Annotated in this window: 15 protein-coding genes; 8 read left to right on the plus strand and 7 right to left on the minus strand. The window is 44.8% G+C overall.

The annotated features are described in order from the left end of the window. Positions 1–63: 63 nt before the first annotated feature. On the minus strand, positions 64–546 hold the full coding sequence (locus Q9R21_RS02005; protein WP_213687764.1) for a VOC family protein: 483 nt from the start codon (positions 544–546) through the stop codon (positions 64–66). A 441-nt stretch (positions 547–987) separates the two neighbouring features. Between Q9R21_RS02005 and Q9R21_RS02010 the strand changes: the two genes are divergently transcribed. Further along, positions 988–1569, plus strand: coding sequence for a 5-formyltetrahydrofolate cyclo-ligase (locus Q9R21_RS02010; RefSeq protein WP_005267045.1), 582 nt, complete (start codon positions 988–990; stop codon positions 1567–1569). Between the two features lie 147 nt (positions 1570–1716). Continuing rightward, on the plus strand, positions 1717–4143 hold the full coding sequence (lon, locus tag Q9R21_RS02015; RefSeq protein WP_071850611.1) for an endopeptidase La: 2427 nt from the start codon (positions 1717–1719) through the stop codon (positions 4141–4143). A gap of 72 nt (positions 4144–4215) precedes the next feature. Here lon and Q9R21_RS02020 read toward each other — a convergent pair whose 3' ends face one another. Continuing rightward, positions 4216–5148, minus strand: coding sequence for a M28 family peptidase (locus tag Q9R21_RS02020; RefSeq protein ID WP_086043997.1), 933 nt, complete (start codon positions 5146–5148; stop codon positions 4216–4218). A gap of 167 nt (positions 5149–5315) precedes the next feature. Here Q9R21_RS02020 and rlmH point away from each other — a divergent pair, with 167 nt between their 5' ends. The 3 genes from rlmH to Q9R21_RS02035 all read left to right on the plus strand — a co-directional run bounded on the left by rlmH (position 5316) and on the right by Q9R21_RS02035 (position 7586). Continuing rightward, positions 5316–5798, plus strand: coding sequence for a 23S rRNA (pseudouridine(1915)-N(3))-methyltransferase RlmH (rlmH, locus tag Q9R21_RS02025; RefSeq protein WP_004646335.1), 483 nt, complete (start codon positions 5316–5318; stop codon positions 5796–5798). 110 nt (positions 5799–5908) lie between these two features. Next, the gene (locus tag Q9R21_RS02030) at positions 5909–6685 is read left to right on the plus strand and encodes a class III extradiol ring-cleavage dioxygenase (RefSeq protein WP_005262303.1); all 777 of its coding nucleotides are present in this window, start codon (positions 5909–5911) and stop codon (positions 6683–6685) included. Positions 6686–6812: 127 nt separating this feature from the next. Continuing rightward, the gene (locus Q9R21_RS02035; protein ID WP_034439259.1) at positions 6813–7586 is read left to right on the plus strand and encodes an META and DUF4377 domain-containing protein; all 774 of its coding nucleotides are present in this window, start codon (positions 6813–6815) and stop codon (positions 7584–7586) included. Between the two features lie 70 nt (positions 7587–7656). Here the strand turns inward: Q9R21_RS02035 and gdhA are convergent, their stop codons facing one another. Then, complete coding sequence (gdhA, locus tag Q9R21_RS02040) at positions 7657–9000, minus strand: NADP-specific glutamate dehydrogenase (RefSeq protein ID WP_005246929.1); 1344 nt, start codon at positions 8998–9000, stop codon at positions 7657–7659. A gap of 349 nt (positions 9001–9349) precedes the next feature. On the opposite strand from gdhA, the gene Q9R21_RS02045 reads away from it, so the two are divergent. Beyond that, entirely contained in the window at positions 9350–10141 is a 792-nt protein-coding gene (locus Q9R21_RS02045; RefSeq protein WP_311203619.1) for an RnfABCDGE type electron transport complex subunit B, read from the plus strand. Positions 10142–10144: 3 nt separating this feature from the next. Then, a complete protein-coding gene (gene nth, locus Q9R21_RS02050) occupies positions 10145–10858 on the plus strand; it encodes an endonuclease III (RefSeq protein ID WP_005246932.1) in 714 nt (237 codons plus the stop codon). A 116-nt stretch (positions 10859–10974) separates the two neighbouring features. Here the strand turns inward: nth and Q9R21_RS02055 are convergent, their stop codons facing one another. The 4 genes from Q9R21_RS02055 to Q9R21_RS02070 all read right to left on the minus strand — a co-directional run bounded on the left by Q9R21_RS02055 (position 10975) and on the right by Q9R21_RS02070 (position 13911). After that, on the minus strand, positions 10975–11187 hold the full coding sequence (locus tag Q9R21_RS02055) for a hypothetical protein (RefSeq protein WP_004279489.1): 213 nt from the start codon (positions 11185–11187) through the stop codon (positions 10975–10977). A gap of 88 nt (positions 11188–11275) precedes the next feature. Further along, positions 11276–11935 (minus strand): adenylate kinase, encoded by a 660-nt coding sequence (gene adk / locus Q9R21_RS02060; protein WP_004279488.1) that lies wholly within the window; start codon positions 11933–11935, stop codon positions 11276–11278. A gap of 75 nt (positions 11936–12010) precedes the next feature. Continuing rightward, a complete protein-coding gene (locus Q9R21_RS02065; protein ID WP_004279487.1) occupies positions 12011–13327 on the minus strand; it encodes a membrane protein in 1317 nt (438 codons plus the stop codon). Between the two features lie 65 nt (positions 13328–13392). Continuing rightward, entirely contained in the window at positions 13393–13911 is a 519-nt protein-coding gene (locus tag Q9R21_RS02070) for a hypothetical protein (protein WP_311203620.1), read from the minus strand. 238 nt (positions 13912–14149) lie between these two features. Between Q9R21_RS02070 and mrdA the strand changes: the two genes are divergently transcribed. Further along, complete coding sequence (gene mrdA, locus Q9R21_RS02075; protein WP_311203621.1) at positions 14150–16201, plus strand: penicillin-binding protein 2; 2052 nt, start codon at positions 14150–14152, stop codon at positions 16199–16201.

The raw sequence follows: 16201 nt of genomic DNA on the forward strand, positions 1-16201 counted from the left end.
TATTGCAGTGAAATTGCGCTACACAGCAATATCAACTGCAATGAAAGACAATATCTTTGGCGCTTAACCACGAAATGCTGCTTCGATCACGGAGATGTCAATTTTCTTCATGGTCATCATCGCATTAAATGCGCGCTTGGCCGCAGCACGGTCAGGACTGTTACAGGCGTTGATGAGGACCGCTGGCGTAATCTGCCAGGAAATGCCCCACTTGTCCTTGCACCAGCCACACTCACTTTCCTGACCGCCATTGCCCACAATGGCATTCCAGTAGCGATCTGTTTCCTCTTGGTCTTCAGTCGCCACCTGAAATGAAAATGTTTCATTATGCTGAAAACCAGGACCACCGTTCAACCCGATGCAGGCAACGCCCATTACTGTAAATTCGACCGTAATGACATCACCTTCTTTCCCAGAGGGATAATCTCCAGGGGCAAGGTTGATCGCGCCAACTGAGGAGCCTGGAAAGGTTTCTGCATAAAATCGTGCTGCACCTTCGGCATCGTCATCGTACCAAAGGCAGACGGTGTTCTTCGCAATATTCATCATCTTCAATCTCCATTGATTTAGGTCTTACGCGTTCTGCCTAAGTCCAATGTGTCCCATATATCGGTCGAGAATAGTTATATGATCCCTTGTCTATCTTTCACCAAAAACAGAATAAACCTACTTTAGAATTGTATTTTTATTGATCGAAAGCTGTTTCAAAGTGCTTAAACTGATGCGTTTCCAGAGTTTGTCACTGAACGATGGATTGCTTGGAAAATCGTGAATCAAAGAAAATGAATTGACCGTTTCGAGATATTAAAAAAATTAGTGATATAAATACTTTTTTAGTTTTTTAACTTTGAGACTGCTGGCAAAATTAGCCGAATTTAAATAACCAGATACGGAATAATATAAAATTGCAGCTCATAATTATTTTTTACTTTTCCAGAATTCCCACTTAGACTAGAGCACAATTTTGTTGCATATGCTTTTTGCCCTATGACCATTCAGGAATTAAGAAGATACCTTCGTAAAACGCGTCGTCATCTCTCTAAATTTGAGCAAAGGCAATCCGCACAAAAAGTTCTAAACCGTCTGATCCGCAGTCCAGAATTTATTCATGCCCAACGTATTGGCCTGTATTTGCATGCTTTTGGGGAGATTCAGACCCAGGCGATTATTGAACGCTGCTTTAAACTGGGCAAACAGGTGTATCTACCAGCGATTTGCGACATGAATCAGCAGCTGGTCTGGATCCGAATCACCCAGCACCAATACCATAACAAGCGCTTTGCCCATCATCGGCTGGGTATGCGAGAGCCCATGAGCACCCGTGGTGTACATGTTTCCAAACTGGATTTATTGCTCATGCCACTATTGGCCTGTGATACTTCGGGCACACGGATTGGTATGGGCGGCGGTTTTTATGATCGTACCTTGGCTTCTGCACCTGGGCGTCCATTCCGTCTGGGGCTGGCGCATGACTTTCAACTGCTGGCACAGCCGTTAAAACGTGAAACATGGGATCAGCCCCTTGATGCTTTAATCACCCCGACAGTTTTTATAAAATTCAAACGTTAATTTTGCAATTTTACCCTTGCTAACTACTTTAAAATCACATAATTAGTCATTTTTCATACAATTTAATCTTAACTGCCCTTGTATTTTTAAAATTACCCATCACTATTAAAAGCATGGCAACACCGTTGTCACTCATTAGGAGTGCTCATGTCTGAAATTATTATGAATCAAGAAACCTTAGAGCCTCAGGTTCCAAGTGTACTACCCCTTTTGGCGCTGCGTGATGTGGTGGTTTATCCGCATATGCAAATTGCGCTGTTTGTCGGTCGTGAAAAATCGATCAATGCAGTTGATGTGGCTCGTAACAGTGACAATCTAGTATTTGTAGTTGCGCAAAAAGATTCGCTTACAGAAGAAATTGATCACGACAATTTATATCAATACGGTACTGTCGCGAAGATTGTGCAAGTTGTGAATCACGAAAATGATGAAAACTGTATTAAAGTCCTGATTGAAGGCCTGCATCGTGCCAAACTGAAAACCATCATTGACGAAACTGAGTATCTGACAGCAGAGCATGAACTCAGCCCAATGACGGTGAGCGTCGATGCAGACACCCAAGCTGTGCGCTTGCAGGAATTACGTGCGCTTTTCGCTCAATATGCAGAAGCGAAACTTCGTAATGCGCGTGAACTGATCACCGCAGCCAACAAAATTGAAGATCTATTACAGTTATTGTTCTTCGTCGCAACCCGTGTTCCATTGAATATTGATGTCAAACAGAAATTCCTGGAACATGACGAATTCGAAGCGCATTTGACTGAGTTGATGACTTATCTATTGCAACAGTCTGAAGAACAACAGATTGAGCAAACCCTGCATGACTCTGTTAAACGTCAGATGGAAAAGAACCAGCGCGAATACTTCCTGAATGAAAAAATGAAAGTCATTCAGCGCGAGCTTTCTGATATGAACGGCGGCGCGGAAGATGATGTCGCTGAAATTGAAAAACGTCTTGCTGAAGCAGATTTGCCTGAGCATGTACGCAAGAAAGCTGAAAACGAGTTCCGCAAGCTGAAAGCGATGCAGCCTGCTTCGAGTGAAGCTGCTGTGGTACGCAACTATCTGGAAGTGATTCTAGATACACCGTGGAATAAAGCCAGCAAAGTCAGCATTAACCTGAACAAAGCACAGGAAATTCTGGATGCAGACCATTATGGTCTGGACGATGTCAAAGATCGCATTGTGGAATATCTGGCAGTTCAGTCACGTGTGAAAAAATTACGTGGTCCGATTCTATGCTTGGTTGGTCCTCCAGGTGTTGGTAAAACTTCACTCGGTGAATCGATTGCCAAAGCAACTGGTCGTGAGTTCGTGCGTATGGCGCTGGGCGGCGTACGTGATGAAGCGGAAATTCGCGGTCACCGTCGTACCTATATCGGTGCGATGCCAGGTAAAATTGTGCAGTCATTGACTAAAGTGGGCGTAAAAAACCCGTTGTTCCTGCTCGATGAAATCGACAAGATGGCGCAAGACTACCGTGGTGATCCTGCTTCTGCGATGCTTGAAGTACTAGATCCATCACAAAACAGCAAGTTCAGTGATCATTACTTGGATCTGGATCTGGACCTGTCTGAAGTGATGTTTATCTGTACCGCAAACAGTATGAACATTCCTGAGGCGCTGCTGGACCGTATGGAAGTGATTCGTCTTCCGGGTTATACCGAAGAAGAGAAAGTCAATATTGCGGACCGTTACCTTGTTCCTAAAGCCATCAAGAACAATGGTCTACGTGCTAAAGAGTTGACCGTGCATGAAGAAGCAATTCGTGACATCGTGCGTCGTTATACCCGTGAAGCCGGTGTTCGTAACCTTGAACGTGAAGTGTCAAAAATTGCACGTAAAGTGGTGAAAGAGGCTGTTAGCAAGAAATCTAAAAACCTTCAGGTTGAAGTGACCGCAGCGAATCTTCCAGAATACTTAGGTCCACATAAATTTGACTACGGTATGGCGGAAGAAGAAGCGCAAATTGGCCGTGTAAATGGTCTGGCTTGGACTTCTGTCGGCGGTGAATTACTGACCATTGAAGTTGCAGCAGTACCAGGTAAAGGCAAGTTCATTACCACCGGTTCTCTTGGCGATGTCATGAAAGAATCGATTACTGCTGCAATGACTGTAGTGCGTACCCGTGCGGATGAACTCGGCATCGAAGCCTCGCGCTTTGAAGAAACCGACGTGCATGTGCATTTACCTGAAGGCGCAACACCGAAAGATGGTCCATCGGCAGGTTTGGCTTTGACTACAGCACTGGTATCTGCTTTCACGGGTATCCCGATTCGTCCGGATATCGCGATGACAGGTGAAACCAGTCTGGGCGGTCGTGCGCTGCGTATCGGTGGCTTGAAAGAGAAACTTTTGGCAGCCCATCGTGGTGGCATCAAGCTGGTATTCATTCCACAGGAAAACGTACGTGACCTGGCGGAAATTCCAGAAAATGTCAAAGAAGGTCTAGAAATTAAAGCCGTAAAATCGATTGATGAGATTTTACCGCTGGCACTGACCTCTTTGCCAAAAGCCTTGGTTAAAGCACCAATTGTGAAAACCAAAGAAGAAGCGAAAGCAGCGCGTCATTAAGACTTGATGTTTCGTATAAAAAACCCTGCTTCGGCAGGGTTTTTTATTGAGTTATTGAATAAAACAACTGAATTATGGCTGTAGTGCCATCGTAACCAATCCATCAATCACATGAGTCATCTTGTTCAGATCAAGCTTGTCGAGGGTATCCAATTCGGTATTGTAATAAGGATTACGATAACTCGCAGTATCGGTAATCAGCATGGTCGAATAGTTGAATTTGGCATAATTCAGATAGCCCGAGAAATTCATATCCTGAGCAAAACTTGGGCTGACAAAGCGTTGACATTCCAGACGGTTAAAACGCTGCATGGCATCACAATAATCTCCAGTCAGGCCAGTTGAGGCTAAATGCCCAATGGCTGCAATGAAATTGCCATGTCGTGGATAAATCCATTTTAATCCCACCGGATAGCTCTGCACCTGATGTTCATCAAAATAACCAATCGAATCCAGAATCACCACGCCCTCAATTTTCTGCTTCTGCTTTTTTAAAGACTTGGCATGCATATAACTGCCCATATGTTCTGTCTTGAAAAAAGGCGGCTCTTCAAGCGTATAGAAAGCAAATTCGACATCATGTTTGAGCTTGGATTTTTGCAGGGCCAGTAATCTTGCAGTTTCCAGTAAACCCGCTACCCCTGAGGCATTATTATCAGCACCGTTTCGGGCACTAAAGACATCATAATGTGCCCCCATCACCATCTTGGTTTTGGCTTGAGTATCCAAGCTACAGATGACATTTCGGTAACTCAGGTTATTGACCACATAAACCTGAAACTGGCATGGAATACCAAAGCGCTGCATCTGTCCTTTGATCCAGGCAGATACCCGATTCAGCTCTTTTAGATTTTTATAATTTCGGTATTCATCGACACTCATGATCTGGCTAAAAAATAATTCCAGATGAGAGACCTGAGCATTTTTGCTCGAATTGGCTGCACAGAGACTAGGCCCCATGAGGCCTATCAGTAACAGCAGCACAGTACAACATCCTTTTATCATGACACTGTTCCGCATTTATTATTATTCCATTCCTTTATCAAGCGGATACTTGAACTAAGGACATTAAAGCAACACTAAATCTCTCATTTCAATTTCAATTTGTTTCCCTGCTCAACTTCATGTTGTTTGATCGTTATAATGAGGTATCCAATTATTGATCTGTCTGTATGAAAATCCGTATCCTGACCATTGGTCAAAAAATGCCAGCGTGGGTGCTGACTGGTTTTGAAGATTATTTCAAACGTATTCAGCCTTTTGTACAGACCCAGATTATTGAACTGCCGATGGCCAAGCGCGGGAAAAATGATTCTGAAGCGGATATTCTGAAATACCGTAATATTGAGGGCGACAGTATTTTAAATGCGCTCAAGCAGAATGAAACCCTGATTGCGCTTGAAGTGGGCGGACGTGAATTCAGTACCGAAAAACTGGCTGAAACCATGAAAGGCTGGATGCTGGAAGGCAATGATGTAGCACTTGCGATTGGCGGGCCGGATGGTCACTCAGAAGCCGTGCGTAAAGCTGCTGCATGGCACTGGTCACTTTCCAAGTTAACCCTGCCGCATCCACTGGTACGTGTCATGCTGATCGAGCAGCTTTATCGTGCCATGAGCATCAATAACAACCATCCTTATCATCGGGCAGGCTAATGATTTTGCTGAAGCGTTCTTTATATGCAACGTTTTGTTGAATAATATCTCCTGCTCTTATTTCTATTTTTCTGCATTATTGAGGCATCTTTCCAGATGTGGTTTGAATTATGAACTTACAAACGTTGCCCGGCTTATTTATTTCTCATGGCTCTCCTATGCTGGCGCTAAATCCTGAGCAAGTGGGTCCTGCCTTGCATCGTTTGAGCGAAAATCTGCCACGCCCGGAAGCGATTATTGTGATGTCTGCGCATTGGGAAAGTGATGCGCTGGAAGTGAGTAGCGCAATTCGCCCAGAAACCTGGCATGATTTTCGTGGTTTCCCGCCCGAACTCTATCAATTGCGCTATCCTGCGCCGGGAAATCCTGAACTGGCCGAAAAAGTCTTAGGCTTGCTGGCCAATGCCGGTTTTTCTGCACATGCCAACAGTACCCGTCCGCGTGATCATGGTGTATGGATGCCGCTGCTACATATGTATCCAGATGCCAGCATTCCCGTGGTAGAAATTTCCTTACCCATGTCGATGAGCGCGGATGAGATTTATCAGATTGGTCAAAGCCTGGCACCTTTACGTGAACAGCAAATCCTGCTGATTGGTTCGGGCAGCATTACCCATAATTTACGTGAACTGTCTTGGGATGGAACGGCTGCTGATGTACCCGAATGGGCTTCAGGTTTCCGTAATTTTGTGGTGCATAAACTGACACACAGCGATTATGACGCGGTACTGGACTGGTCCAATATTCCGCATATGGCGCGCAATCATCCAACGCTGGAACATTTTGCTCCGATTTTCTTTGCGATGGGCACAGGTCAGCGCTTTAGTCTGGTACATAGCAGTTTCAGCATGGGTTCACTCGGCATGGATATTTATCGCTTCGATTAATCTTGCTTCAGCGCTAAAATCTTAATCATGGATACATTTTGCAACTCAAAGCTGCGAAATGTATCCATATTTTTTTGCAATCTATCCATTATTATTGTTTGAACTTTATATACTTCATTATAAGTCCATGAAATTAAAATTTATTGTGCTGGCATTATTGCCTTTAACTTTTGCAGCCTGTCAGTCCAGTGATATTCAACGAGCTGGAGATCTTGCAATGGCCACCATACAACAAAAAAATGCAGATCAGATTCTTCCAGCCTATTACTGGGAACTGAATCGTGGACTAGAACGACCAATCGTACTCAGTTTTGATGCTCAAGGCCGTCTGAGCGCGGTGACGGGCTGTAATGGACTTGGGACGACCTGGTCAGTAAAAAACAGTATCATCACCACCAGCGAAGTTGTAGGCACTGAAATGGCCTGCGATGCAGCATTGATGGAGCAGGAACGTTTTGTCAGCCAGCTTTTACAGAAGCGTGACATTCCTTTTACGCTCAATGCCACAGATCCTAACAAGCCGACTTTGACGTTGATGGCCGCAAATGGTCAAGCGTATGAATTTATCGGGAAAATGACTCCGGAAACCAAATACCAAGGTCAGGCTGAAACAATTTTTCTGGAAATTTCCCCCGATACCAAACAATGTACCGGCGTAACCCAACAAAGCTGCTTGCAAGTCAAAGAAGTGAAATATGATCAGAATGGCCTGAAAACTCAGGTGGATAAAGACTGGACTTTATTCTATGACCAGATCGAAGGTTTTCAGCATTCACCAAATGAACGGCAGATTATTCGGGTCAAACGTTTTGAAATTAAGCATCCGGCAGCCGATCAATCGAAATATGCCTATATTTTTGATATGGCGGTTGAGCGTAAAATAGTTAAGGGTGCTCTCTAAAACTAAAAATACCAGATATAAAAAAACCGGGGCAACAGCCCCGGTTTTTTCAGCTTAGACTAAGTCAGACTTAGAATACGCCTTGAGCAAGCATTGCATCAGCAACTTTTACGAAGCCAGCAATGTTCGCACCGTCAACATAGTTCACAGTACCGTCTTCCTTAGTACCGAATTTTACGCAGTTGCGGTGAATTTCTTTCATGATTGCGTGTAAGCGCTCGTCAACTTCTTCGAAAGTCCAGCCTAAACGCAATGCGTTTTGAGACATTTCAAGACCAGAAGTTGCCACACCACCTGCATTTGATGCTTTACCTGGCGCATAAAGAATTTTCGCTTCAACGAACTTCTCAACCGCTTCAAGTGTAGAAGGCATGTTCGCGCCTTCAGCCACACAGATTACACCGTTTGCAAGAAGCTGAGCAGCGTCGTCTGCATCCAGTTCGTTTTGAGTCGCACATGGCAATGCGATATCACACTTGATACCCCAAGGACGTTGTCCTTCAAGATATTCGAAACCGTGTTTAGATGCGAATTCTGAGATACGGCCACGTTTTACATTTTTAAGTTCCATGACTTCAGCAAGAAGTGCATCAGTGAAACCGTCTTTAACGTGAACTGTACCCGCAGAGTCAGAAAGTGAAACCACTTTCGCACCGAGGTACATTGCTTTTTCAGCAGCATATTGCGCAACGTTACCAGAACCTGAAATCGCAACGACTTTATCTTTGAAGCTTTCGCCACGAGACTTGAGCATTTCCTCAGCGAAATACACAGTACCGTAACCCGTTGCTTCCGGACGTGCCAATGAACCACCGAAAGTTAAACCTTTACCAGTGAATACACATGCCGTGTCGTTACTTAATTTTTTCATCATGCCGGCCATGTAGCCCACTTCACGACCGCCTACACCAATATCACCTGCAGGGATATCTGTGTTCGCACCAAGGTGACGATACAGCTCGATCATTAAAGCCTGGCAGAAACGCATGATTTCGCCTTCTGATTTGCCTTTAGGGTCAAAATCAGAACCGCCTTTACCGCCACCCATAGGAAGTGTGGTTAAAGCATTTTTAAATGTTTGCTCAAAGCCTAAGAATTTTAGGATTGAAAGATTCACTGAAGGGTGGAAACGCATACCACCTTTAAATGGACCGATCGCTGAGTTGTACTGTACGCGGAACGCACGGTTTACTTGAGTCTGACCTTGGTCATCTACCCAAGAAACTCGGAACTGGATCGCACGTTCTGGCTCAACTAGACGCTCTAGTAAACCATGTGCTGCGTATTGTGGGTTCTTTTCAATGAACGGCCACAAACTGGTCATCACTTCTTCTACAGCTTGAAGAAATTCTGGTTGATGTGCATCACGTGATTTTACGTAATCTAGGAACTCATTAAGTGTGTTGTATTTCAACGCTTAATCCTCAGCAGAAAATGGATCAAAATTGGTCAAATTTACAATCAATGTTAAATTTTGGCGCAAAATATTAAATATCTTTTGTAACTAATCTACAATACTTTTTTTGAAAATACTTTAAAATTAATTTGATAACAAATATTTATATTGATTATGAAATTTTTTTCTATGTCAGGAAATGCCAATCGAATCAAGGCTTAGATTCAGATTTATGCCTAATAATAAGGCACAAGTTGACCCTTAATTGCGCACGACTTAGGAGTTTAAAAATATGTTAAAATTGATATATCGACATATTTTGTTTCACTTACTCTCTCATGCTTGCCATGAGTAACGCTGGTTATACATGAATTCGCCCATTTCTCTGGTCCAATCAATTGATGCTTTACTCCCTCAAACCCAATGTGGACTCTGCGGTCATCGTGACGGATGTTTACCTTATGCCCAGTCGATTGCTGAGGGGGAAAATGCCAATAAATGTGTGCCGGGCGGACAGCCTGTTGCCGATGCTTTGGCTGCATTATTAAATCGCCCTAAACTTATGGCTGAAGAAAGTGTCTGGCCAGTTCAAGCCGATGGTCGACCTCAGCGCATCAAAGCCGTAATTCGTGAAGATGAATGTATTGGCTGTACCAAATGTATTAGCGCCTGCCCGGTCGATGCGATTATTGGTTCCGGTAAACTGATGCACACCATTCTGACCGATCTATGTACGGGCTGTGAGTTATGTATTCCCCCCTGTCCGGTAGACTGCATCGATTTGGTTGAAGATCAACAACCCTTGCCGACTGAAGCACAGCGTCTTGCGGAACAGGATGATCTGCGTCAGCGTTACTATGCGCACATCCAGCGTGAAGAAAAACGGCGTACCGATCGTAAGGGACCTGTGGTCCGTGCAGAAATTGATACTGCCCTGTTTGCCCGTTTCTCTGCTTTAAATGAGCAACTTCCTGTGATTGAAGTCGCGAGCAAGCCAGAGAATGCACCTATAGCTTTCGATTCCAAGACCACGATTGAACTGGCAAAACTACGTACCCAAATTAAAAAACTGGAAAAACAGCTTTCGGTTCGTGAAGATGCCCGAAAACGCACCCAACTGGAAGAACTGACACAGCAATTACAGGCTTTACAGGGATAGAACATGACCACAGCAAAGGCCAAGCCCGTTAAAAACATGACCAAAAAGCAGATTCAGACCTTTTTTGAACGCCTGCGTGAACAGCGGCCTAACCCAAAAACTGAGCTGAATTATTCCAATCCCTTTGAATTACTGGTCGCGGTCACGCTCTCTGCTCAAGCTACCGATGTCAGCGTCAACAAAGCCACAGACAAACTCTTTCCAGTCGCCAATACACCGGAAGCCATTTATGCGCTAGGTGTGGACGGCTTGAAGGAATATATCAAGACCATTGGTTTATATAACTCGAAAGCGGTCAACGTGATTAAAGCCTGCGAGATGCTGATTCAGAAGCACAACAGCATCGTACCGGACAATCGTGCAGACTTAGAAGCCCTGCCGGGTGTAGGTCGTAAAACGGCGAATGTGGTACTGAATACGGCCTTTGGTCAGCCGACCATGGCGGTTGATACCCATATTTTCCGGGTAGGTAACCGTACCGGACTAGCGGTTGGCAAAAATGTGTTGGAAGTTGAACACCGTCTGGTCAAAGTCATTCCCAAGGAATTTATCATTGATTCACATCACTGGCTGATTTTACACGGTCGTTATACGTGTATTGCGCGCAAACCGAAATGTCATGAATGTGTAGTATCCGATGTGTGTAACTGGCCGGATCGGTTTGAATTTGGTGCAGCCCGCCAAATTGCAGTGAAAAATATTGAGCTTGCTGAATAGAACGGCGTGATCAAGCTGGGATAAAAATAGGTGACCAATGTGTCACCTTTTTATCGACTATGAGAAGAGTGCTTTTCGTTCAAACCAAATTCTTAGCTGAGCTGAACTATTATGGATTATTTATCCTGATCTTGTTCAGCCTTTTCCTGCTGCTTGCGCTGTTCAAGTTCGGCTTGTAATTTTGGATGGAGCTGGCGCTCAGGTCGCTTTGCTGCATTTTCAGCACGTTCTTCCTGACGTACTTTGTTGAGCATTTTAAAACTGAAATAGAACAGACCTACCAATACTGCCAGAAAGACTACCATCAACACCAATACGCCAAATTTCATAGCAACAAGTACCCCGTTCAAATACGCAATAAAAAAGAGCCCTAATATGACTTAGGGCTCTCCGATTGTCAAAATCATCGTCAGCCGATTATTTTGCCTGATCCAGAATCGCGAAAAGATCAGTTTGAACTTCATCGATTGGACGTAAACCATTTAGCTTGTCATAAGTTGGTGCATTTTCACCAGACGCTGCACGGCCTTGGTAGAAACCAACCAGTTGCTCGGTTTCAGTATGGTAAGAACCTAGACGCTTACGAATGGTTGCTTCCTGGTCATCAGGACGTTGAACCAGATCTTCACCCGTTTCGTCATCTTTACCTTCCACTTTTGGCGGGTTGTAAACGATGTGATAGACACGGCCAGATGCAGGATGCTGACGACGGCCAGAAAGACGTTGTACGATTTCTTCATCTGGTACATCAATTTCAATCACGTGATCAATTGCAATGCCTTCTTTTTCCAAGGCTTCTGCTTGAGGAATGGTACGCGGGAAACCATCAAAAATGCAGCCGTTTACACAGTCAGGTTGCGCAATGCGCTCTTTCACCAGACCAATGATCAACTCATCAGAAACCAAACCGCCATTGTCCATGACACTTTTAGCTTGTAGACCTAATTCAGTTCCTTCACGAATTGCAGCACGGAGCATATCACCGGTTGAAATTTGTGGGATATTGTAGCGCTTACAGATCAACTGAGCTTGTGTACCTTTACCTGCTCCAGGTGGTCCGAGTAAGATAATGCGCATATATAAACATCCTCATTTAAACAATATGTATGACGCCACGACCACAATCACCCGATTGTGTCCCCCGACATCTCATTATAAGAAAGCCACAAACAAATGGATTAAACCCGCGACAAAACCGGTTACCCCACCCAATAAAATCAGAATCCATTCATCTTCCTGAAATGCAGGACGTAAAAGATTCTGAAACTCCTTCGGAGTCAACTCACGTATGCGGTCTCTAAACATTTGATAGATTTTCTGTGCACGGCTCGCATTAAATGCTGGGTCGCATACAGGTACCATCGTAATTTCAATCGAGCGATCGATCAAGTCCGTCTTGAGTTTTGCATACTCTTTTGGTCCTAAAGACAGCTGTAAAGAGGTCCGAACCAGGGGTGTTTCCATAATTTCATTAATATGACGTTTGATAATGCGGCGGGTTTTGTCTTTTCTGCCGCCATACATCATCTCGGTCATGATCGATTTTAACGTAATCAGGTCTTCTGTGACTACACTTGCGAAGACGTCAGAGACTTCATCCTGACGTTTCATAAATGCGCCTTGTATGTTATAGGTGCCGATACGAGGAATCACCGGCTTAATCCACGGAAACTTGCGATTTGTGGTACGGGCAAAGAATTGCGGGTACTTTACTGGGTGTGGATAGAGTGGGTTGAATACCATCCAGATCGCGATCCAGTTGGTCAAAAAGCCCCAGATCGCAGCCCAGAACGGTACAGTCCAGTGCCACGGCACTACAAACCAGACAATCATCTGGAAAATCCCAAAGAACATCCCGATGAGGGCACTGATATGCCAGATAAAATTGATCTCTTTTTGACCCACCTTCAGGAACATACGCACCATCAAGCGACGGTCGCCTTCCATCTGGCTCACTACCATTTCACGCATATCTACAAGTGACTCGACGTTCATGGTCAGCTCAGTCACTAATTCACGCAAAATTGCCGGCATTTGTTTTTGTGCTTGTGCATAAATTCTGCGCTTAATAGCAAAAGGTAGGTTTTCCCAGAGCACCGCATTGCGATCCATCATCACTTCATCAATCAGGTGTTCCAGTTCGAAACCGACCTGCTCGCCAATGATGCGTGCCATATCATCCGGATCCATCGCCTGTAAAAATTCGCGGATAGAGCCTAATTTTGACAGTGTGTTATCGGTAATAATGCCTGAAATACGTCCAGCTTTGCGTGGCACAATCCCTTGCCAGCCCACAGGTAAAGGCCCGAGATGGAAACCCCAAAAATTGATCGGATAAAAGACCATTTTCAGCGCCATCCAGACGTGAGCCCAAGTTACAAATGCAGTCACTGGAATAATGCTGAGCACGGCCCAAAAATCCGGGCGGTTTACAAAGGTTTGCCACAACTCGTTGACGTACTCAAGCATGCATAACTTCCATATTTAATTTTTTGTTCACAGAATACACATATTAATAAGGTCGAATATTTTGTCTATAAACCGATACTTAAAGTATAGGAAAATTGTAGCCGGGGTTCTGTTTCAGCCACAGCACGACCATTTCGGTCTTCGAGTTTCTCTCCGGCACCGATCCCGATACTAAAACTGCTGATCCGTTCTGAACTAAGCAAAACATAGGCCAAATCAACGCCAGCACCTAAACAGCCTTCATACTCGCCATCAACCTGTTTGCTGTCGATATGCCCGGCATAAACCCCGACATAATAACCATTTTTGTCTTTGCCGGTGAGATGTGCAGGATAACGAAAGCCTGCCTGACCGCCAATCGTACGATCATCATCCAGAAAAACACCACCTTTCACATAAGCAATCCCATAAGGGTTCACCCATTCGGTATTTAAATGCAGTAATTTCTGGGTAAAACCAACACCCACATTAAAGGCTTTTGCCTGAGCAGGCTCTATTTTGGTTGCAGTATTATTAATCTGATCATGTGCATAAGCCCCGTTCGCCCACAATGCAAACGCTAACAAAGGGTAAACCTTGTTCATTCCTTCACCATCTTCCTTAATTATAGTTTTTGGTATAGTCCTATTTTTATTAGATTTTACTCTAGCAGAATTATCACAACTCTTATATACAGCACTTTACAATTTTAATGTCTGCAAAGTCAAAGCTTAAAGGAACTGATTGTAAGGGCAGTTTTTCATTATCAAATCAAGTGCAGTTGCGTTAGAATACTCCACTTTGATTCTTTTCTACCACTCTCAGGTCTTAAGTCGATCGCGTATGAAGCAGCACTTTCCTTTAAAAAATGCACAACAAGAAAAGCGCATCTATCGCAGTCGAGTCTTGATTTCCATGGGGATTGTCATTTTCTTTATGCTGCTGCTGGTCAGCCGCTATGCCTATTTGCAACTGTTCAACTTTGAAAGCTTTACTACAGCTTCTGATGAAAACCGGATTCGTCTGCAACCCCTCCCCCCAGCGCGCGGTTATATTTATGACCGAAACGGCGTTCTGCTGGCCGATAACTATCCGGTATTTACTGCCACTTTAAGTCGTGCCGACGTACAGGATATCGATCAAACGCTCGAACGCCTCAAACCGATTCTGGAACTGACCGAAGAAGACCTGGAACGCTTTCAAACCCGGATTAAAACAGCACGTAAAACCGAACGGGTTTCAATCAAGCTCAACCTGAATGAAAATGATATTGCCCGTTTCAGTGAAGTGAAATATCAATTTCCGGGCGTGAATATTGAAACCCAGATGACCCGCTACTATCCGCATGGTGACCTGTTTGCACATGTGATTGGTTATGTCGGTCGGATTAATGACAAAGAACTGAAATCAATTGATAAGGATCTCTATGCTGGAACCAACCTGATCGGAAAAATCGGTGTGGAAAAATCCTATGAAGAACTTTTACATGGTGTGCCGGGAAATGAATCGGTAGAAGCAGATGCCTTTGGTAATGTGCTGCGTCATTTGGGCCGTAAAGATCCGGTACGTGGTAATGATCTGTTCCTGTCACTGGATTACGGCTTGCAGGTAGTCGCTTCGGAGCAACTGGCCGGGCGTCGTGGCGCGATTGTGGCGATGAATCCCAAAACCGGGGAAATTCTGGCGCTGGTCTCCAGTCCAAGTTTTAACCCGAATCTGTTTGTGACTGGGATTAGCACCAAAGATTATTCCTACTTACGTGATAACCTTGATCAGCCGCTATATAACCGGGCGGTTCAAGGAACTTATCCTCCAGGTTCGACCATTAAACCGATGTTTGGCCTGGGTGGCCTTCATTATGGTCTGGTCGATTGGGATACAGCAATTTCCGATCCCGGCTATTTCACACTTCCGGGCGATTCGCATAAATTCCGCGACTGGAAAAAGTCAGGACACGGCGTAGTCAACTTGCATAAATCGCAAGTAGTCTCCTGTGATACTTATTTCTATGTCATGTCCTACCGCATGGGTATTGAAAAAATGAATGCCTGGATGCGTCAGTTTGGCTTTGGGGAAAAAACCGGGGTGGACTTACCAAGTGAAAGCTCAGGACTGTATCCAAACCCGGAATGGAAAATGCGTACCCGCAAGGCCAAATGGTCACGTGGTGAAACCATTTCTGTCAGTATTGGTCAGGGTGCTTTTACTTCAACGCCATTGCAGCTGGCTATGGCCACAGCCATTACCGCCAACCATGGCAATAAAGTCATTCCCCATGTTCTGCGCGAAAGTCGCGGTGCCAAACCGTTCAAGGTGCATAATGGCACGCATGGCAAGATCGATTTTAATGGTCAGGAAGAAGACTGGATCAAGATGCGTGATGCGATGGTGGACGTGATTCAATCCGGTACAGGCCGAGGCATCAAAAGCGGCTTACAATATTCTATTGCCGGAAAAACCGGTACGGCACAGGTGAAAAGTATTGCTCAAGGCAAGCGCTATAATGAATCCTTATTGACTGACCGTCAGCTGGATCATGGTCTGTTTGTCGGTTTTGCACCTGCTGAAAATCCTGAAATCGCGATTGCGGTTATTCTGGAAAATGGTCGCGGTGGTAGTGCCGCAACGGCTCTGGCCCGTCCAATTTTTGATTACTGGTTACTGCATAAAGATAAAAATCCGGTACGCCCACAAGGCCACCAATTAAGTGGTGGTCTGATGACGGCCGGAATCAAGCCAGCTGAATTGCCAAGTGGTGCAGGCATGTTGAGTCAGGATGCAGCATCTAGTGCCGTTCCAGCCAGTGACCAGCCCGACAATGCTGCTCCGACTTCTGCAAATACGGCTGCATCTCCCGCAGCAACACCTGCTCCGACACCGGTAGAGCGAGATTAA

Source organism: Acinetobacter sp. RG5, from assembly GCF_031844265.1.
Taxonomy (GTDB): domain Bacteria; phylum Pseudomonadota; class Gammaproteobacteria; order Pseudomonadales; family Moraxellaceae; genus Acinetobacter.